Origin of the sequence: Pseudomonas sp. IPO3749 (assembly GCF_013386605.1) — a bacterium.
GTDB classification, from domain to species: Bacteria; Pseudomonadota; Gammaproteobacteria; order Pseudomonadales; family Pseudomonadaceae; genus Aquipseudomonas; species Aquipseudomonas azotoformans_A.
Map to the genome: position 1 here is coordinate 1 of NZ_JACARN010000127.1, position 18,769 is coordinate 18,769.

The window sequence follows — 18,769 nt, forward strand, 5'->3', positions numbered from 1 at the left end:
CCAGCGCGGGGCAAGCCCGCTCACTACAGTCGTCTGCAACCATGAAATCTGTGTCAGTGTTGCCAACATGAAGTTTTATTTAGGAAGCGTTCAGCCATTTCTTGGCAAAATGCCCGTACTTCTAGTGTGAATCGCTCACCAGGTAATCCTATGACCCGTATTTTGACCATCGAGGATGACGCCGTAACGGCCCGCGAGATCGTCGCCGAGCTGAGTAGCCATGGACTGGATGTAGATTGGGTAGACAACGGCCGCGAAGGCCTGGTCCGCGCCGTGAGTGGCGATTACGACCTGATCACCCTCGACCGCATGCTGCCGGAGCTCGATGGGTTGGCCATCGTCACCACGCTGCGCACGATTGGTGTGTCGACGCCGATCCTGATGATCAGCGCCCTCTCCGACGTGGATGAGCGTGTACGCGGCCTGCGTGCCGGCGGTGATGATTACCTCACCAAACCGTTCGCTTCGGATGAAATGGCCGCCCGCGTCGAAGTGCTGCTGCGGCGCAAAAGCACGGTCCAGGAGTTCGAAACCGCCCTGCGCGTGGCCGACCTGGAGCTGAACCTGATCAGCCGCGAAGCCAGTCGCGCCGATCAGCCCCTGAGCCTGCTGCCCACCGAATACAAGTTGCTGGAATTCCTGATGCGCAACACCGGGCAGATCCTGTCGCGGATGATGATCTTCGAAGAAGTCTGGGGCTATCACTTCGACCCCGGCACTAACCTGATCGACGTGCACATCGGCCGTCTGCGCAAGAAGATCGACCCACCGGGCCTCACGCCGCTGATCCGCACGGTACGAGGTTCCGGTTATGTCATTGCTGAACCCCTCTAAGGGCTGGCGCTCTTCCAGCAGCCGTTTGCTGGCGCTGTACAGTTCGTTGTTCGTGGCGTGGAGCTGCATCCTCATGGGGGTGCTGTATTACGAGGTGTCGGGTTACCTGGGCGACCTGTCGCGCCATTCCCTGATGCAGCGCCAGCACTTGTTCCAGCGCTTTGACGGCGAGGAACTGGTGGAAGCCCTGACCACCAGCATGACCTTCGACATGAAGGGCGTGGACGCCTACGGCTTGTTCGACGAGCAATTTCGCCCGTTGAGCGGGCCGATTCGCGCGGTGCCGCCCGACCTGCCGCTGGACGGCAAGATCCACGCCCTGGCCAATTGCGTCGACTCCGACGATCCCAAGTTGCCCAAGGACAGCTGCGACGCCGTCGCCACCCACACCGAAGACGGCCGCTGGCTGGTGCTGGTGCGCGCCAACGGTTCGCTGTTCGGCGTGACCCGGATCATCTGGCATGCCCTGCTGTGGGCGCTTTCGTTGACAATTATCCCTGGCGCTGCCGGCTGGCACTTATTGCGTCGACGCCCGTTGCGGCGAATCCGCGGGATCCAGGCCAGTGCCGAAGCCATCGTCGCCGGCGACCTGACCCACCGCCTGCCGCTGTCAAACCGACGCGACGAACTGGACATGCTCGCGGCCATCGTCAACGCCATGCTGGATCGCATCGAGAAGTTGATGAATGAGGTCAAGGGCGTGTGCGACAACATCGCCCACGACCTGCGCACCCCGCTGACGCGCCTGCGTGCGCAGCTGTACCGGATCAAGCAGGAGGCCGAGGCGGAGTCGGACTACGCGGTGAAACTGGATGACGCGATTGCCGAAACCGACACCCTGATGGCGCGCTTTCGCGGGCTGTTGCGTATCTCCGAACTGGAAGACCACCAGCGTCGCTCAGGTTTTCTGGTCATGGACCCGTTGCCGCTGTTGCGCGAGTTGCACGACTTCTACCTGCCCCTGGCCGAAGAAGGCGAGCTGCAATTGCGCCTCGAAACCCCGGAATCCCTGCCGTGGATCACCGGCGACCGCGCCTTGCTGTTCGAGGCCCTGGCCAACCTGTTGAGCAACTCGATCAAGTTCTCCCCGCCAGGCGGCGAAGTGATCTTGCGCGGGGTCAATGATGCCGGCAGCACGCGCATTGAAGTGCACGACTCCGGCCCCGGCATACCCGCGGCGGAACGTGACGCAGTGTTCCAGCGCTTCTATCGTGTGGATGAAAGCGACCAGCAAGGCGGGTTCGGGTTGGGTCTGTCGATTGTGGCGGCGATCATCAACTTGCATGGGTTCAAGTTGGAAGTGGGTACCAGCGAGCAAGGCGGTGCCAGATTAGTCCTGGAATGCCGCCAGCAGCTTATGCCCGAATAACACAAGCACCACAAAACCCTGTAATAGCCGGCAAGCCGGCTCCTACAGGGGACGCGGATCAGCCTGGGAAATTGGCGCGCAACGCCTCCAACCCACCGCTGTAGACCCCGGTAAACAACTCCTCCACCGCCGCATCCGTGGTCCCCGCCGCCGGCGTGAACACACCCGACCAGGTCACTTTCGCCGACGACTCGGTCAAGGCCTCAACCTGCAAGGTCGCCAGGTACGCACTCACCGGGAACGGTGACTGCTCGATGGTGTAGCTGTAGGTACGCCCGACGTTGTCAAAACTCTGCAACCGCTCCACCACCACACCACCGTCGGCAGTTTGCAGGTGACGCACGCGGCCGCCGTCGCTTGGCTCGCTTTTGACAATGAACGGCAGCCAGTCCGGCAGGCTGTTGAAGCCGCCGACCAATTGCCAGACCTGATCGGCCGAAACCGGGATTTCAATCACAGAAGACGCTGTTGCCACGTTAATTACTCCAGAAAATGAAAAACAATTCAGATGGCCATGCTGTCGACCACACCACCGTCGACCCGCAACGCGGCACCGGTGGTGGCAGACGACAGGGGTGAAGCAATGTACGCCACCAGGTTGGCGACTTCATCCACATTTGCCGCGCGCTGGATGATCGAGGTCGGCCGTGCGTTACGCACAAACACATCCGCCTCGTCCCGCGCACTGCGCCCCGATTTTGCGGTGGCGTCCTTGAGCATCTGCTCCAGACCGTCGGTAAAGGTCGGCCCAGGCAACACCGCGTTTACCGTCACGCCGGTGCCCGCCAGCCGCTTGGCCAAACCATGGGACACCGCCAGGTTGGCGCTCTTGGTCACACCGTAGTTGATCATGTCCGCCGGGGTCGCCACGCCGGACTCCGACGACAGGAAAATCACCCGCCCCCAGCCCTGCTCGACCATGCCCGGTGTGTAATGCCGCGCCAGGCGCACGCCGGAGATCACATTGACCTCATAGAAGCGTGTCCATTCGCTGTCCGGGGCCTCAAAGAAATCCACATCGTTGAAGATGCCCAGGTTGTTGACCAGGATGTCGGCACGCGGTTCGGCGGCGAAGAGTTTTTCTGCACCTTCAGCCGTACCGAGATCCGCCACCAAACCACGCAGGTCAGCACCGGGAACAGCCTGGCGGATACTCGCCAAGGCGTCATCCACCTTGCCCGCATCGCGCCCGATCACCACCACCGTGGCGCCGGACTGCGCCAGCGCCTGGCTGATGCCCAGGCCAATTCCAGCGGTGCTGCCGCTGACAATCGCTACTTTGCCGCTTACATCAATTTCATGGTTGAAACTCCTGAAGTTAAAGCGGCAGTGGTGCACGATCCGAGATCAATCGGGCGTCGCGCAAGGCCTGCCAGAAGGCTGCCGGGATCTTTTCTGACAACGCTGCAACGTCTTCGGCAATCCTGCCCGGACGGCTGGCACCCGGAATTACCGCCGCCACGGCCGGATGGGCCAGGGAGAATTGCAGCGCGGCGGCTTTCACACTCACACCAAATGCCTGGGCAATCGCCTTGATCTGCTCGACCTTGCTGATGATCGCCGGGCTGGCTTTCTGGTATTCGAAGTGCGCGCCACCGGCAAGGATGCCGGAGCTATAGGGGCCACCGACGACGATTTCGACGTTCTGTGCCACAGCCGCGTCCATCAGGCGTTGCAGGGCGCGATCGTGGTCCAGCAGAGTGTAGCGGCCGGCCAGCAAAAAGCCGTCGGGTTGCGCTTCCGTAAGGTCCAGGGTCAATTCGCACGGCTCGACGCGGTTCACGCCCAGGCCCCAAGCCTTGATCACGCCCTCTTCGCGCAGGCGGGTCAGCACTTTGAAAGCGCCGGTGCGGGCCTGGTTGAAGTACTCCAGCCACTGGTCGCCGTAGAAGTCCTGGGCGATGTCGTGAATCCACACGATGTCCAGGCGATCGGTGTTCAGGCGGATCAGGCTGTCTTCGATGGAGCGCAAGGTGGCGTCGGCGCTGTAGTCGTTGAGCATCTTGTTCGGGCGGCCGTGTTCGAACACGCCGCTTTTTTCGCCGAGGTCACGGGCGCTGTCTTCGACTTCGTCGAGGATCACCCGGCCGACCTTGGTGCTGAGCACGAAGTCGTCGCGGTTGTACTGCGACAGCGCTTGGCCCAGGCGGATTTCCGAGAGTCCCGAGCCGTAGAACGGCGCGGTGTCGAAGTAACGCACGCCGGCGTTCCAGGCGGCCTCCACGGTGGCCAGGGCCTCGTCTTCAGGAATGGCGCGGAACATGTTGCCCAGCGGTGCGGTGCCAAAGCCGAGCTGGCCTGGGAGTTTGTCTTTCAAGCTCATGGTGGATCCTCAATGGGTTCAGGGGTCGCTGTGACCGTTGAGCAGATCCTAGATTGCAGAGATCGGACCGTCCAAGACATACTGCGACCAACTTGAGTCCTCGTAGGTCTAACATGATCGATCTCCGCCAACTGCGCTACTTCGAAGTGGTCGCCGAAGAAGAACACGTCGGCCGTGCTGCCGAACGCCTGCACATCTCCCAGTCGCCGCTGAGCCGGCAGATAGCCCAGCTGGAAGAGCGCCTGGGCCTGACCCTGTTCGAACGCAGCCAGCAACGCATCCGCCTGACCCGTGACGGCCAGACCTTCCTGGCTGAAACCAAAGCGCTGCTGACCCACGCCAACCGCCTGGAGTCCCTGGGCAAGCGCCTGGGCCGTGGTGAAGAAGGTGGGCTGTGCATCGGCTACATCGAAAACGCCATGCATGCCGGTGTGTTGCCCAATGCCCTGCGCATCCTGCGCGACGACCGCCCCACCGTGCATATCAAGCTGTACAACCTGCCCTCTCTCGAACAACTGGAAGGCCTGCGCCAGCGCAGCCTGGATATCGCGCTGGTGAACGAGCCGCCGGCCGACGATGATCCCGACCTGATCGCACTGCAAGTATTGGATGACCCGATGCTGCTGGCCCTGCCTGAACACCACCCATTGGCACGCCAAAGCGAGTTGCTGCCCGAACACCTGGCCGATCAGGAATGGATCGGCGTACAGCGCAAACCCGGCGCACACCCCACCGATGACTTTATCGCCGCCTGCATCCGCGCCGGTTTCACCCCGCAGATCCCCATGGAAGCCGGTGAACCGTTCACCGCCTTGGGCCTGGTTGCTTCAGGCCTGGGCGTGGCGATGGTGCAAAAGGGCCTGAGCCGCAATGCCCCGCCCGGCGTGGTGTTGCGGGAGTTGCCGTGGCTGAGCTACACCACGCCGCTGTGGGCGGCGTGGCATCGGATCAACCTGCGGCCACTGGTGGAAACCTTCCGCAAGGTACTCACGGAGCCCAAGGCCTGACGCCGTTCAAAACTGTGGGAGCGGGCTTGCTCGCTCCCACATTTAGATTGTGGTGTCGGTTAGATCAATTCCCGCAACCGATACCACAACATCCCCAACGCCAGCAGCGGCGAGCGCAGCGCCTTACCACCCGGAAAGGTCATGTGTGGCACTTGGCCGAAAATATCCAGGCCCGTGCTGTGGCCGGCGTGGATACCTTCGGCCAGCAGCCTGGCGCACCAGTGGGTCACATTCAGCCCATGCCCGGAATAGCCCTGGGCATAAAACACATTCGGGTACTGCTTCAACCGGCCCACCTGCGGAAAGCGGTTGGCAGTAATGCCGATCTTGCCGCCCCACTGGAACTCAATGGCGGTATGGGCCAGTTGCGGGAACACCTTGAGCATTTTCGGTTGCATATAGGCGGCGATGTCCGCCGGATCGCGGCCGGAGTAATGGCAGGCGCCGCCGAATAGAAGGCGGCGGTCAGCGGACAATCGATAGTAGTCCAGGCCGACTTTCTGGTCGCACAGCGCAAGGTTCTGCGGGATCAACTGGTTGGCCACATCTTCCGACAACGGCTCGGTGGCGATGATGTAGCTGCCCGCCGGGAGCACCTTGCCGCTCAGGCGCGGTTCCAGTTCCTCCAGATGGGCATTGCAGGCCAGCACCAGGTGGTCGGCGCGCACCGTGCCGCCTGCGCAGCGCACTTGCACCGTGTCGCCGTGGATCAGTTCAAGCACCTCAGTGTGCTCGAAGATCCGCACCCCGAGAGACTCGGCCAACTGCGCTTCACCCAGCACCAGATTCAACGGGTGAAGGTGCCCGGAGCCCATGTCCACCAAGCCGCCGGCATACACCGACGAGCCCACCACTTGCTGAATATCCTGCGGACCCACAAGGCGTGTTTCGTGGGCATACCCCATCGCCGCCAAGTGCTCCTGCTCACCTTTGAACGCCGCGAACTGCGTCGGCGTATTGGCCAATTCGCAAAAACCCCAGCGCAGGTCGCAGTCGATGTTGTGCTCACGAATACGCTCGCCCACCAACGCCACCGAGTCGATGCCGGCGCGCTCCAGGTAACGCACGCCCTCCTCGCCCACGTACTTGGCGAAGCCCGACACGTCATGACCGATACCGCGAATCAACTGCCCGCCATTGCGCCCGCTGGCGCCCCAGCCGATACGACGGGCTTCCAGCAAAATCACCGAAAGCCCACGCTGGGCCAGTTCAATGGCGGTATTCACACCGGTGAAGCCGCCGCCGATCACGCACACATCGGCGGTCAGGTCGGCGCCCAATGCGGGGCGCTCCGTCAGGGCGTTGGCCGTGGCCCGGTAGTAAGACCGGGCGTGGTCAGTCGACGGCATCATTTGTTGGTCTTCACTTTGCTCCAGGCGCGGGTCATCAGGCGCATGGTCGCCGGGGTCGGCGTGGTGGAAATATAGAGTTTGTCGAGCACCTCCTGAGACGGGTACACCTCAGGGTTGTTCACCAGTTCCGGGTCCATGAACGCCTTGGCGGCCGGGTTGGCGTTGGCATACCCCACCGAGGCGCTGACCTTGGCGATCACCTCAGGGTCGAGCAGGTAGTTGATAAAGGCATGGGCTTCTTTCGGATTGCTCGCGTCGGCGGGAATCGCCAGCAGGTCGAACCACAGGTTGGAGCCTTCCTTGGGAATCGAATAGGCGATGTTCACCCCGTTCTTGGCTTCCTTGGCGCGGTTGGCGGCCTGGAACACGTCGCCGGAATAACCGAAGGCCACGCAGATATCACCGTTGGCCAAATCCGAGATGTACTTGGAAGAATGGAAGTAGGTGATGTACGGCCGCAACGTCAGCAGCTTGGCCTCGGCCTGCTTGTAGTCCTCGGGGTTCTCGCTGCGCGGGTCCTTGCCCATGTAGTTGAGGATCGCCGGGAACAGCTCGTCCGCCGAGTCGAGGAAGGCCACGCCGCATTGGTTGAGTTTCTTGATGTTCTCAGGCTCGAACAGCACCGCCCACGAATCGATATGGTCAATGCCCAGCACCTGCTTGACCTTGTCGACGTTATAGCCGATGCCATTGGTGCCCCACAGGTACGGCACCGAGTGCGCGTTGCCGGGGTCATTCTTTTCCAGCAGCTTGAGCAGCTTGGGGTCGAGGTTCTTGAAGTTGGGCAGTTGCGCGCGGTCGAGCTTGAGGAACGCACCAGCCTTTACCTGGCGTGCCAGGAAGTGGTTGGACGGCACCACCACGTCATAGCCGGTGCGCCCGGCGAGCAACTTGCCCTCCAGGGTTTCATTGGAGTCGAACACGTCGTAGATCGGCTTGATCCCGGTCTTGGCCTGGAAGTCGGCCAGGGTGGTCTCGCCGATATAGTCGGTCCAGTTATAGACGCTGACCGTCGGCGCCGCCTGGCTGGCGCTGCTGAATGCGGCCACCAGGGCCAGCGGGAGAAGCTGTTTCACAAGACGCATATCGACACCCCTTTTTTTGGTTTTTTTAGACGCTCAACAGCAGGAACTCACGCTCCCAGGAACTGATCACCCGCTTGAAATTCTCGTGCTCGGCACGCTTGACCGCGACGTAGCCCCGCACGAACTTGTCGCCCAGGTACTGCTTGACCGTGTCGCAATCCTCCATGCGTGCCAGCGCATCTTCGAGGGTGAACGGCAGGCGCAGGTTGCGGCGCTCGTAGGCACGCCCTTCCACTGGCGCGCTGGGTTCGATCTGCTCGATCATGCCGAGGTAGCCACACAGCAGACTAGCCGCAATTGCCAGGTAGGGATTGGCATCGGCGCCGGGCAAACGGTTCTCCACGCGCATGGCGTCGGGGCTGGAGGTGGGCACGCGCAGGCCAACGGTGCGGTTCTCTTCGCCCCACTCGACGTTGACCGGTGCCGAGGTGTCCGGCAGGAAGCGGCGGAACGAGTTCACGTTGGGCGCAAACATCGGCAGCAGCTTGGGAATGTACTTCTGCAAGCCGCCGATGTGGTGCAGGAACAGCTGACTCTTGTTGCCATCCGCGTCGACGAACACCGGTTTGCCGGTGGCGATGTCGACCACGCTCTGATGCAGGTGCATGGCGCTGCCCGGCTCGTCGGCCACCGGCTTGGCCATGAACGTGGCGGCCACGTTGTGCTTGAGCGCGGCTTCGCGCAGGGTGCGCTTGAACACAGTGATCTGGTCGGCCAGGTCGAGGGCATCGCCGTGGCGGAAGTTGATTTCCATCTGCGCCGGGCCGTCTTCGTGAATCAGCGTATCGAGGTCCAGGCCCTGGGCTTCGCACCAGTCGTAGACATCTTCGAAGAGCGGGTCGAATTCGTTGGCCGCATCGATGGAAAACGACTGGCGACCGGTTTCGGCGCGGCCAGAGCGGCCTACCGGGGTTTTCAGCGGCAGGTCCGGGTCTTCGCAGCGCTGGGTCAGGTAGAACTCCATTTCCGGCGCGACGATCGGCTGCCAGCCCTGGTCGGTGTACAACTGCAGGACCTTCTTCAGCACGTTGCGCGGCGACAGTTCGATAGGGTTGCCCTGCTTGTCGAAGGTGTCGTGGATCACAATCGCCGTGGGTTCGATGGCCCACGGCACCACATAGGTGGCGTTGGACACCGGGCGGCAGACCATGTCGATATCGGCCGGGTCGAGCAGGTCGTAGTAGATGTCGTCGTCGACAAAGTCCCCGGTTACCGTTTGCAGCAGCACACTTTCCGGCAGGCGCATGCCTCGCTCATGCAGGAACTTGTTGGTGGGCGCAATCTTGCCGCGTGCAATGCCAGTCAAATCACTGATCACGCATTCGACTTCGGTAATCTTGTGTTCTTTCAGCCAGGCGGACAGCTGATCGAAGGGGGCGTTCATAAGGACCTCGTCATGGGTTGGGTGCATGCGCCGGCTTGTACTCCTGGCGCATTGAGGTCTATCTTGATGCCGTCGCCCCTGCGGCATCTATCCACTTTGCACGAACCACAACGCACCAATAGAGTGCGCCCAGGTTACCCATGACACAGGCAACAGCTTTGCGCGTACAGGCCTTCACCACCGGTGATGTGGCCGCTCAATGCAATGCGACACCCGGTTGGGTGCAGCAGTACCAGCAGATGTCCCCAGGGCATTTTGCCGGGCGGATCCGCTACCTCGACCTGCAGGGTGTGCAGGTGTACGAAGAGAGCATGAACACCCGTGTGGAGCAGCATTTCAATGCACCGCCAGGCTCGTTGGCGTTCTGTTTCGACGGCAGCGATAACGCGCTGTACATGCTCAATGGCGAAAGCCACAACACCTGGATCACCCCGGAAAACTACCGAGAAGTGGCGGTGGTGTTCGGGCCGCAGTTCGTGCAACGCCATGGGCTGGATGTGGCGAAACTCGAAGGTCTGTTCATGGCGCCGCTGAACTGCCAGCAGAATGCGCTGTTCACCCGCTGGCTGAGTGGCACGCTGACACGGTTGTCTACAGAAATCGACCCCGTCGCCCTCACCCAGCAACTGCTCGATGACTGCCTGTTTATCCTCGACAACGCCTGCGTGGGTCTGGACCGCAGCTCATTGCAGCGACGCAGCGAAGAACGCCGGCTGATGGCACGCATCGGCGAATGGGCGGAGGATGCGCCGGATGAATCCGTGAACCTGCTGGAACTGGCACAGATTGCCGGTGTGCCCTTGCGCCAGTTGCAGCAGGGGTTCAAAACCTACACCGGCATGAGCCCCGCGCAGTGGTTGCGGTTGCGCCGGTTGAACGGCGCACGGCGGGAGTTGTTGAGTGGCGCCAACACCACCGTGGCCGAGGTCGCGATGAACTGGTCGTTCTGGCATTTGGGGCGGTTTTCCAGCAGTTATCGAGCGCTGTTCAAAGAGCTTCCCAGCGAAACCCTGAAACACCACCCGAATCACCGTTCACCCGCTGTAGCGTCAGCGTGCGGTTATTCAAACCGTGCACGTTTAGGCAACTGAAACATCGGATGGCCTTGCCTCAGGGCATCGTAATTCAATATGCCCTGCTCAAGGCTTTCAAAAAGCACTCTTGGGTTTTCCGTTTGCGCCAAATCCTGATTGATCCCGCGCAGGCGTATTCGAAGTGGCTCATCCGCATAAGCAACTCGCTTGAGAAATACCCACAGTCGGTTCCGCAAGCCTTCATATCCCACTCGGTAATCGAGCGTCATGGACATTCTGGCAAAGCGCGACAGGTAGCCTGGGATGCGAGGATCGGCCCCTCGCTCCTGCGCCACCACTTTTTGCCATAGCGCCGTTCTGGCGACCGCATCAGGCTCAAGCAAGCCCCTGACCCAGTCATCCGGTTGGTTCAGCGGCGCAGCGCTGGTGTCGATCCATAGTTCGAAACCGGTTTCCTGGCGAAACGCGAGCAGACGCTGGAGGGTGGTCAGATCGTTGAAGGGATTTTCGCTCAGGTCCAGCCCCCACCTTAAATCAAGCGTTCGGGGAATAGAGGTAAACCGATTACCCGCCAGCCCCAGAAACTCCAGCGACCTACGGTTAACCAATGCTTGGGGAATATCCACTAGCCCTGTTCGATCAAGCCTGAGGCTGCGTAATTCAGGCAGCGTATCAATCGATGGCGCCGCCCCCAAGGGGTTACCGCTCAGGTCAAGTGACTCCAGCGTTGTCAGCTTGCCGAGCAGCGCATTATTATCCGGCACCATCTGCAGCGCCCCGTCGGTCAACTTCAGATGTCTCAAACGGCTCATTTTTGCTACATCGGCCGGGATCAAGGCATCGGGAATGCCTTGAAGCTCGAGCGTGTCAAGACGTGGAAAGCAACCTAAATAAAGGTGAAGCTGCGATCCCTGTATTACCGCTGGTTTACTCAGCTCGACCACTGAGTTGAACTCGACGAATCTTTCATCGAAAGGTGCGTTGGGTAATCTGCCAGGGTTCAGACGTGGAAAACCGCCCTCAGGTGTAGCGTCAAACATAAACTTGAAGCCAACCATCCGACCATCGCGATAGACCTTGAGAGCGTCCGGACCACGCCACGTGTATAGCTGACGGAGCCTCTCGTTCATGTCATTTCGGGATACCCCCTCGCGGTCCATCCACGCTTGCTTGTCTTGCTCATCAATTTCGGCGTCAGGATCATCCAGGCTAGTGTAATAATCATCCTCTAGAACGTCGTCCCGCAGCCAATCTTGAAGACACACTTCCAGGTCTGCCTCAGAATCCTTGATACGCTGCAATTCGGCTTGCGCGTCACCAGGCCAATCGAAACAGCCCATAAACTCACTGACCTGTTGATCCGTGAAACCCGGAATGTAACTGTCAACCAGCATTCTGTCGGTCTGCAGGACTTCCCTTGGCACGCCCCCTGCGCCGCCGCGCAACCCGCCCTCTTCAGGCTCAAAAAACGGAGTTCGCAATTGCTGGCGACGCAGTACCGTTTCCAAATCGCGCCTACCCAGGATATTGCGCCGTAGCATGAACTTGAAGTGTTCGAGGCTATCGGCCCGCACACCCATTTGGGTTAACTCTGCGTTCGACAGGTTGTGTAAAATCGCGTCAGCAAAATCGTCTGTGGTATAGCCTGGTTGCAGCACTGAATCAGGGCATTTGTAGAGATTTCCCTCCTGAATGATCGTGCGTTGTTCTGCAAGGGACGGCGCGCCGATCCGATCCAGCACTGCCCCATTGGCCGCCCCTTCGCGGACCGTAATCGACAGCCGAGGATTCCAGCCCTGCATACGCTGGGCGCTGTGCAGCAGCAGCGTGTCGCTGTCTGCATTGCGTACCGTATTCAGATAGACCCCTTCATATGCACGAGCCAGGCGCAACTCCTGCTCACTGGCTGCCACTTGCGGTTCCAGGCGCTGTAGCAACGCCTTGATCTGGCCCAGGGTCAGCGTGCTGTCAGGGCTCAATTGCTGTGAGGCTAAGAGTTGATCGAGTATCGATGAAGGCAGCGATGGGTATTCATGCCCGAGGGTTTTCTGCAGATCACTCTGCGGGCTTGTGACGTTTTGGTAATAGCGCTCAAACATGGATACGCGCTGTTCACGAACGATCGCCTGGGCCTTGAGGCGCAGCAGTCGGACCCTTACGTCAATAGAGGGGTAAGGGGCTTCTGGCATCAGGAGTTCACCCAATAAACGCCGGGTTCCCTGCTCGCTCAGACGACGCGCCAAAGACCGGAAAAACGGGCTTTTTGTTTCAATGGTCAACACATCGCCCCTGGCCACGGTTGTCCCCGTTTCCCAGATGATGCGATCCCCCTCCTTCAGCCTCAAGCCGACGTCGGCCGGCCACGCTTTATCCGTCGTCAACCAGCGTAATCTGTGCATATCACCCAGTGGCAGCTCACTGCTACCGAGTTGCACGATATAGGCTTCTACCCGTTGGGTGATATTGAAACGCAGCAATGTATCGGCCAGCAGCCCCTGGGGTCGGGCACCCGTGGTGAGTTGCAGGCGCAATTGTTCATCGGTCACGCCACTGACCTGACGGATTAGCTCAAGCCTCTCGTCCGAAAGGCCCTCCACTGCTCGCCCAAAACCACGCATCAATTGTGGACGGGTCCACTGCGAGATCGGCACCCCTTCCGCCCCGGGTGGGATGAACACATCATGGGGCTCGGGTCGAGGCGTTGACGACTGAACAGCTGGATTTTCCTGGGCTTCAGGCTCTGCCGGCGTCTTGTCAGATACTGCGGGCTCCCGCGGCGGCTCGCTCACAGAGTCTGCCAGCCCCGTACCGCCCTTGATCAGCAGCGGCAGTGCATTGAGCAAGCCAAAGACTGTGCGTGTTACGCCTTCGTTAACCTGATCGCGACCTTCGGCACCCAGGATTTCAGACACACCTTGCGCGGCTTGAATCAGCCCGGCCAAGCCCAATAACCCTTCACCGCCGGGGAAGAAAATTGCCAGAGCGCCCCAGCGGTTGAGCCATCCGACGACAGGGTTGACCACCGCTGCCAAGTTGTCGCGATTGACATCGGCATCATCGCGTATCGCTTCCTGGGCAGTGGTCAGGCTTGTCTGCTTGAACACCTTGACCAGTTCGGCAAACGGATCGACTGAGTTGGGGACGATGTCCAGCGTGATGTAATCGTCGGGGTTCCAATAACCGTCATTGTTGAAAAATCCGGAGTCTCGGGTCAGGTGATGTTGACGCGGATACTCGGCCATGGCCTCCAGTGCCGTCAGTACACCGGCATGAAAAGTGCCGTCAATGCGGTCGTCCTTGGCGAAGTGCTCCGCCAGAGCGGTTCTTTTTTCTCGCACCTTGCTCTGTTCTACAATCCATGCGCGCAACGCCTTGATATCTGCGAACTGATGGAGCGGCGACGAATTGCCGGGCACATACAGCAACACCATTGCGCTGACACAGTGACGTAATACCCAAATATCACACGCCGTGTAGCGGTAGATCACCAGCCGGGACACCTCGACATGCGCCGCCGGGTGCGTACGTTGCTCCAATTGGGTTTTGTCGATGGCAGAAAACTCAACCTCGTTATCTCCCAGCCCCGCCGCCGACAATGCTAACTGCAAGCCCGCCAGGGTCAAACTGGACTCAAGCCGTTGCAGAAAGGCAACCATGACAAAAGCCGTCTTCATCGAGGTGCGCAAAGGGTACGGTGCGCTCCCCATTATCACGGCGTCCGATGGCAACGTACGATCCAGGTAGTCCTGATACAGCTCTTTGTATTCGAGGAGCCACACCCATTTCTTGTAGTCCGCCGCAGTGATCGCAAGCTGCGTCGAAGGCCCGTATGTCTGCGGATCGCTGCGACGGTAAATGCCCTCGTAGTCCCTGTGATTACCACTGCCCACGTAGGCGAACTCATCGACATTCTTGACGATTTTTATCTCTGGCCCTACCGCTGGCGGTGTGTAAAAGCCAAAGGCGGTTTCTCCAAAACGATCATCAGCCACGGCTTGATAATCGCTGAGCAAGGCCTGTACCAGTGACTGCCGGAAGCGAATCTGGCCCTGATGCACACCGTTGATGGGTGGATGGCCGTGGTAGTCGTAGTCCAGAGTCACCAATTGAGTGGTGACGGGGTCAACGTCGTCCCCCCATTTTTGGCGTATCAATGTTGCGCCATGCTCAGCCGGGGTCAGTACCAGGCTGTCTTGCAGCGCACGGTTCAGTGGCGCCAGCGCATTGTCTTGTGAGGCGGAGAGTGTCATGTCATCAGTTCCATCTGCAATTTAAGCCTGCGACTTTAGCGCCGCCTGCCTGAGCGGCAGATCAGCAAAGCGCCCTCCAAAGCGCTCCTGAAGACGATACATTCTGTAGTTCGCGGCCCGTACGTGACGCCTCGCCCTGCACTCGGCCTTGTAATAAACAGCCGATATGCCTAGCTTATGCGCCCCCCGCCCCGCGCTTTAAGGCCCTGCCCCCATGGTTTTGCGTTTTCGTCCCGTCGTCACCTCACGTTTCGCCCTTGGCCTGCTGCTCAGCGGCGGCATTGGTAACAGCCTCGCGGCTGAAATCGAACTGCCGGCGGTGAACGTCCAGGGCCAGGACGAATCCGGCTACCGCAGTGAAACCGCCTCGGTGGGCGGCTTTGATGACGCGCCGCTGCTGGACACACCCGCTTCGATCACGGTGATCAACGCCGCACTGATCAAGGACCAGCAAGCGCGCCTGCTCAGCGAAGTACTGCGCAACGACGCCTCGGTGGGCGACAGCTACGCGCCCATCGGCTACTACGAGAATTTTGTGGTGCGCGGCTTCTCGCTGAACGCGGCGAGCAGCTACAAGATCAATGGGCGCACCATCACGGGCGAGCAGAACGTCGCCCTGGAAAACAAACAACAGGTGGAAGTGCTCAAGGGCCTGGCGGGCCTGCAAAGCGGGATTTCCGAGCCGAGCGGCGTGATCAACTACGTGACCAAGCGCCCGGAAGATGTGCGCTCGGTGACCGTCTCCACCGACGATCGCGGCAGCGGCTACCTCGCCACCGACGTCGGCGGCTGGTTTGGCAGCGAGCAGCAGTTCGGCCTGCGCGCCAACGTGGCCCATGAAGACCTCAATTCCTATGTGGAACACGCCAATGGCCAGCGCGATTTTGTGTCCCTGGCGTTCGACTGGAACATCAGCCCTGACGCGGTGTTGCAGCTGGATGCGGAATACCAGAACAAGCAACAACGTTCGGTGCCGGGCTACCAGTTGCTGGGCGGCACCGAAGTGCCCCACGACGCCTCGCCAAAAAAACTGCTGGGCCACCAGAGCGGTTCGAAGCAAGTGGGCATTGATTCACTGAACCTTAACGGCAAGTTCGAGTACCGCTTCAGCGATCAGTGGAAAGGCAGTGTCAGCGCCGCCCGCAGCAAGGTGGTGATCGATGACTACAGTTCATTTGCCTATGGTTGCTTCTACGTGACCGATTGCGGCACCGCCTTTTTCAGCCCCAGCGGCGACTACGACATCTACGACTACCGCAGCCCCGACGACACCCGTCGTGACGACGAAGTGCAGGCAGCCATGACCGGGCTCTTCGACACCGGTAGCCTGGGCCATGAACTCACCTTCGGCACCAGCGCCTTCCGCCGGGTGGTCGACAAGCGCAAGTCGGTCAACGAATACATCGGCAGCAGCAACATCAATGTCGACGCCCCGACCTTCACCCCCACCGATGTGCCGCTCAACGACAAGCACAAGCGCCTCGACAGTCGCCAATACGGCGTGTTCGTCACCGACCGCATCCGCTTCAACGAGCAATGGCAAACCATCCTCGGTGGCCGTGAAGTGCGCCTGGATGAAAAAGCCTTCGACGAAAACGGCAATCAACAACGCCACACCCAGCGATACGAGTTTCTGCCCCAGGCATCGTTGATCTACAAACCGGTGGAAAACGTGTCGTTGTACACCAGCTACAGCAAGGGCCTGTCCCTGGGCGGTGAGGCACCTTGGACGACCCGCAACGACGGCGAAACCCTGGCCCCCACCACCTCACGTCAAATCGAAGCCGGCGTTAAATACGACTGGCGCCGCATGAGCTTCACCGCCGCTGTATTCCAGACCCGCCAGGCCTACCAATACGCCAAACCGGACGGCACCGGCGCATTCGACTACGTGCAACAAGGCGAGCAAAAAAACACCGGACTGGAACTGTCGGCCAACGGCTGGGCCACCGAGCGCCTGCAGATCGCAACCAGCGTGGCGGCGATTCGCGCGCGGGTGAGCGGCAGCGGTACTGCGGACTATGAGAGCCACCAAGCGATCAACGTGCCCAAGCTGCGCGCCAGTGTGTATGCCGATTACGCGTTGCCTTGGGTGAACGGCCTGGCGGTACTGGGCGGCGTGCAATACAGCGCCAAGAAGTACGCCAACCGTAGCGGCAATGTGGAGGTGGGGGATTACGCAGTGGTGAACGTAGGCAGCCGCTTCACCACCAAGGTGAGCGGCTATGAAACGGTGTTCCGCCTGAGCGTCGACAACCTGTTCGACAAGCGCTACTGGCGCGACGCGGGCGAGTACATGGGCGATGACTATCTGTTCCAGGGCGCGCCGTTGACGGCGCGCCTGAGTGCTTCGGTCAACTTCTGACGCTTACTTGGGCATCTTGCGGAAACCTACGGCCAGGCGATTCCAGCTGTTGATGGTGGCGATGGCCACGCTCAGGTCGATTTGCTCCTGAGGGCTGAACTCGGCGGCCAGGGCGTTGAAGTCTTCGTCCGGGGCGTGAGTGTGGCTGATCAGGGTCAGGCTTTCGGCCCAGGCCAGTGCGGCGCGTTCACGCGGGGTGAAGAACGGTGTTTCACGCCAGGCGGAGACGGTGTACAGGCGGCGCTCGGTTTCGCCGCCTTTACGGGCGTCGGCGGTGTGCATGTCGAGGCAGAAGGCGCAGCCGTTGATCTGCGAGACGCGCAGGCGGACCAGCTCCAGCAGGGGCAGCTCGATGGACAGTTTGCCGACGGCGGCTTCCAGGGCGAGCATGGCTTTCATGGCGTCTGGGGAGGCAGTGTAGAAATCGGTACGGGTTTGCATGGTATTGCTCCAGAACGGTGGGGATTGGCCGCTAGGTTAGCCACCGAGGCACTGGGGAGAAATATCCAATTTTGGGGAAGAGTGGGTGACCAATTCTTCCTGGGAGGGTGTTTCGGTCTATACAGCAGCCCTTTCAAGGTCTTTGAAAAACCATTAAGGGCGAACACTGCAACTGTGGCGAGCGGGCTTATCGCCATCTCTATCTAAAGACCTTGAAAGGGCTGGGTCTATACAGGCAATGGCTCAAACACCCCGTCTGCGAGCGAGTGCCCGCGACGGGATAATCTGGATTTACCAGAATCGCTGCTGGGTCAATCGGCTCCACCAGCTCAGCAGCACCCGGTCCACCGAGCCACTCGCCGCCAGGCCCACGCGCTCTTGCAAGCTCTTGCGCTCGGCATAGTGCAGGTGGAACACCTCGGCGGTCTTGGCCTTGGTGGCCAGGTATTCATCGCTGGTTTGCAGTTCATCGACCAGTTGCTTGTCGAGCGCTGCAACACCCAGCCACACTTCTCCGGTCGCGACATCATCGATGGCCAACTGTGGGCGGTAACGCGAGACGAAGTTCTTGAACAACTGGTGAGTGATGTCCAGGTCTTCCTGGAACTTCTCGCGACCCTTCTCGGTGTTTTCGCCAAACACGGTGAGGGTGCGTTTGTACTCACCGGCGGTCAGCACTTCAAAGTCGATGTCGTGCTTTTTCAGCAGGCGGTTGACGTTAGGCAACTGCGCTACCACGCCAATGGAGCCGAGGATGGCAAACGGTGCGCTGATGATCTTCTCGCCGATGCACGCCATCATGTAGCCGCCGCTGGCCGCCACCTTGTCGATGCACACGGTCAACGGCACGCCGGCCTGGCGGATACGCGCCAGTTGCGACGAAGCCAGGCCGTAGCTGTGGACCATGCCACCGCCGCTTTCCAGGCGCAGCACCACTTCATCCTTCGGCGTGGCCAGGCTCAGCAGGGCGGTGATTTCATGGCGCAGGCTTTCAGTGGCCGAGGCCTTGATGTCGCCATCAAAATCCAGCACGAACACCCGTGGCTTGGCCTCGGCTTTCTGCTTGCCTTTCTTCTTTTCGGCCTTGCCTTCGGACTTGCGCAGGGCCTTGAGCTGGTCTTTGTCGAGCAGAGTCGATTCCAGGCGCTCACGCAGGCCCTTGTAGAAGTCATTGAGTTTGCTCACCTGCAATTGGCCGGCGGATTTGCGACGACCTTTGCTGCGCAGCGACGCAAAGCTGATCAGTACCACCAGAATAGCGACCACCAGGGTGACGGTCTTCGCCAGAAAGCTCGCGTATTCGGCCAGAAAATCCATAGTTCTCC

14 protein-coding genes are annotated in these 18,769 nt (G+C 60.4%); 5 read left to right on the forward strand and 9 right to left on the reverse strand.

Annotated elements, in window-relative coordinates; all coding sequences use genetic code 11:
- Positions 1 to 150 precede the first annotated feature (150 nt).
- Positions 151 to 834: a response regulator transcription factor gene (locus HX812_RS31155; RefSeq protein WP_010211030.1), complete on the forward strand. Its 684-nt coding sequence runs from the start codon at positions 151 to 153 to the stop codon at positions 832 to 834.
- Positions 812 to 2,203 carry a HAMP domain-containing sensor histidine kinase gene (locus tag HX812_RS31160; protein WP_038843468.1) on the forward strand — a complete coding sequence of 464 codons (1,392 nt, stop codon included), beginning with the start codon at positions 812 to 814 and terminating at the stop codon, positions 2,201 to 2,203. The genes HX812_RS31155 and HX812_RS31160 overlap by 23 nt, the downstream gene beginning before the upstream one ends.
- A gap of 58 nt (positions 2,204 to 2,261) precedes the next feature.
- On the opposite strand, the gene HX812_RS31165 is transcribed toward HX812_RS31160, so the two are convergent.
- From HX812_RS31165 to HX812_RS31175, 3 genes are read right to left on the reverse strand one after another with little or no spacing between them, the layout of a single operon-like run.
- Complete coding sequence (locus HX812_RS31165; RefSeq protein ID WP_038843467.1) at positions 2,262 to 2,678, reverse strand: SRPBCC family protein; 417 nt, start codon at positions 2,676 to 2,678, stop codon at positions 2,262 to 2,264.
- 29 nt (positions 2,679 to 2,707) lie between these two features.
- The gene (locus tag HX812_RS31170) at positions 2,708 to 3,541 is read right to left on the reverse strand and encodes an SDR family NAD(P)-dependent oxidoreductase (RefSeq protein ID WP_050572386.1); all 834 of its coding nucleotides are present in this window, start codon (positions 3,539 to 3,541) and stop codon (positions 2,708 to 2,710) included.
- Positions 3,522 to 4,526 (reverse strand): aldo/keto reductase, encoded by a 1,005-nt coding sequence (locus HX812_RS31175; RefSeq protein WP_038843464.1) that lies wholly within the window; start codon positions 4,524 to 4,526, stop codon positions 3,522 to 3,524. Before HX812_RS31175 ends, HX812_RS31170 begins: the two co-directional genes overlap by 20 nt.
- Before the next feature lie 113 nt (positions 4,527 to 4,639).
- Between HX812_RS31175 and HX812_RS31180 the strand changes: the two genes are divergently transcribed.
- Positions 4,640 to 5,533, forward strand: coding sequence for a LysR substrate-binding domain-containing protein (locus tag HX812_RS31180; RefSeq protein WP_038843462.1), 894 nt, complete (start codon positions 4,640 to 4,642; stop codon positions 5,531 to 5,533).
- Between the two features lie 59 nt (positions 5,534 to 5,592).
- On the opposite strand, the gene HX812_RS31185 is transcribed toward HX812_RS31180, so the two are convergent.
- Genes HX812_RS31185 through HX812_RS31195 form a run of 3 tightly spaced genes read right to left on the reverse strand, consistent with a single transcriptional unit; the run spans position 5,593 to position 9,354 of the window.
- The gene (locus tag HX812_RS31185) at positions 5,593 to 6,885 is read right to left on the reverse strand and encodes an FAD-binding oxidoreductase (RefSeq protein WP_038843460.1); all 1,293 of its coding nucleotides are present in this window, start codon (positions 6,883 to 6,885) and stop codon (positions 5,593 to 5,595) included.
- Positions 6,882 to 7,970, reverse strand: coding sequence for a polyamine ABC transporter substrate-binding protein (locus tag HX812_RS31190; protein WP_033898190.1), 1,089 nt, complete (start codon positions 7,968 to 7,970; stop codon positions 6,882 to 6,884). Before HX812_RS31190 ends, HX812_RS31185 begins: the two co-directional genes overlap by 4 nt.
- A gap of 25 nt (positions 7,971 to 7,995) precedes the next feature.
- Positions 7,996 to 9,354, reverse strand: a complete 1,359-nt coding sequence (locus tag HX812_RS31195; RefSeq protein WP_038843459.1) for a glutamine synthetase family protein — start codon at positions 9,352 to 9,354, stop codon at positions 7,996 to 7,998.
- 140 nt (positions 9,355 to 9,494) lie between these two features.
- On the opposite strand from HX812_RS31195, the gene HX812_RS31200 reads away from it, so the two are divergent.
- A complete protein-coding gene (locus HX812_RS31200; RefSeq protein ID WP_235165400.1) occupies positions 9,495 to 10,445 on the forward strand; it encodes a helix-turn-helix domain-containing protein in 951 nt (316 codons plus the stop codon).
- On the opposite strand, the gene HX812_RS31205 is transcribed toward HX812_RS31200, so the two are convergent.
- A complete protein-coding gene (locus tag HX812_RS31205) occupies positions 10,415 to 14,638 on the reverse strand; it encodes a leucine-rich repeat domain-containing protein (RefSeq protein WP_050572384.1) in 4,224 nt (1,407 codons plus the stop codon). The genes HX812_RS31200 and HX812_RS31205 overlap by 31 nt on opposite strands.
- A 214-nt stretch (positions 14,639 to 14,852) precedes the next feature.
- Between HX812_RS31205 and HX812_RS31210 the strand changes: the two genes are divergently transcribed.
- Positions 14,853 to 17,003, forward strand: coding sequence for a TonB-dependent siderophore receptor (locus HX812_RS31210; protein WP_038843458.1), 2,151 nt, complete (start codon positions 14,853 to 14,855; stop codon positions 17,001 to 17,003).
- Positions 17,004 to 17,006: 3 nt separating this feature from the next.
- Here the strand turns inward: HX812_RS31210 and HX812_RS31215 are convergent, their stop codons facing one another.
- Both HX812_RS31215 and sohB read right to left on the reverse strand, forming a co-directional pair.
- Complete coding sequence (locus HX812_RS31215; RefSeq protein ID WP_033898184.1) at positions 17,007 to 17,444, reverse strand: carboxymuconolactone decarboxylase family protein; 438 nt, start codon at positions 17,442 to 17,444, stop codon at positions 17,007 to 17,009.
- A 291-nt stretch (positions 17,445 to 17,735) separates the two neighbouring features.
- Positions 17,736 to 18,761, reverse strand: coding sequence for a protease SohB (gene sohB, locus HX812_RS31220; RefSeq protein WP_038843456.1), 1,026 nt, complete (start codon positions 18,759 to 18,761; stop codon positions 17,736 to 17,738).
- Positions 18,762 to 18,769 lie beyond the last annotated feature (8 nt).

Excerpts from the sequence above, each read along its gene's own strand:
- HX812_RS31175 (WP_038843464.1), bottom strand. The coding sequence starts at position 4,526 with ATGAGCTTGAAAGACAAACTCCCAGGCCAGCTCGGCTTTGGCACCGCA.
- sohB (WP_038843456.1), bottom strand. The coding sequence starts at position 18,761 with ATGGATTTTCTGGCCGAATACGCGAGCTTTCTGGCGAAGACCGTCACC.
- HX812_RS31190 (WP_033898190.1), bottom strand. The coding sequence starts at position 7,970 with ATGCGTCTTGTGAAACAGCTTCTCCCGCTGGCCCTGGTGGCCGCATTC.
- HX812_RS31160 (WP_038843468.1), top strand. The coding sequence starts at position 812 with ATGTCATTGCTGAACCCCTCTAAGGGCTGGCGCTCTTCCAGCAGCCGT.
- HX812_RS31200 (WP_235165400.1), top strand. The coding sequence starts at position 9,495 with ATGACACAGGCAACAGCTTTGCGCGTACAGGCCTTCACCACCGGTGAT.
- HX812_RS31195 (WP_038843459.1), bottom strand. The coding sequence starts at position 9,354 with ATGAACGCCCCCTTCGATCAGCTGTCCGCCTGGCTGAAAGAACACAAG.
- HX812_RS31210 (WP_038843458.1), top strand. The coding sequence starts at position 14,853 with ATGGTTTTGCGTTTTCGTCCCGTCGTCACCTCACGTTTCGCCCTTGGC.
- HX812_RS31215 (WP_033898184.1), bottom strand. The coding sequence starts at position 17,444 with ATGCAAACCCGTACCGATTTCTACACTGCCTCCCCAGACGCCATGAAA.
- HX812_RS31180 (WP_038843462.1), top strand. The coding sequence starts at position 4,640 with ATGATCGATCTCCGCCAACTGCGCTACTTCGAAGTGGTCGCCGAAGAA.
- HX812_RS31155 (WP_010211030.1), top strand. The coding sequence starts at position 151 with ATGACCCGTATTTTGACCATCGAGGATGACGCCGTAACGGCCCGCGAG.
- HX812_RS31205 (WP_050572384.1), bottom strand. The coding sequence starts at position 14,638 with ATGACACTCTCCGCCTCACAAGACAATGCGCTGGCGCCACTGAACCGT.
- HX812_RS31185 (WP_038843460.1), bottom strand. The coding sequence starts at position 6,885 with ATGATGCCGTCGACTGACCACGCCCGGTCTTACTACCGGGCCACGGCC.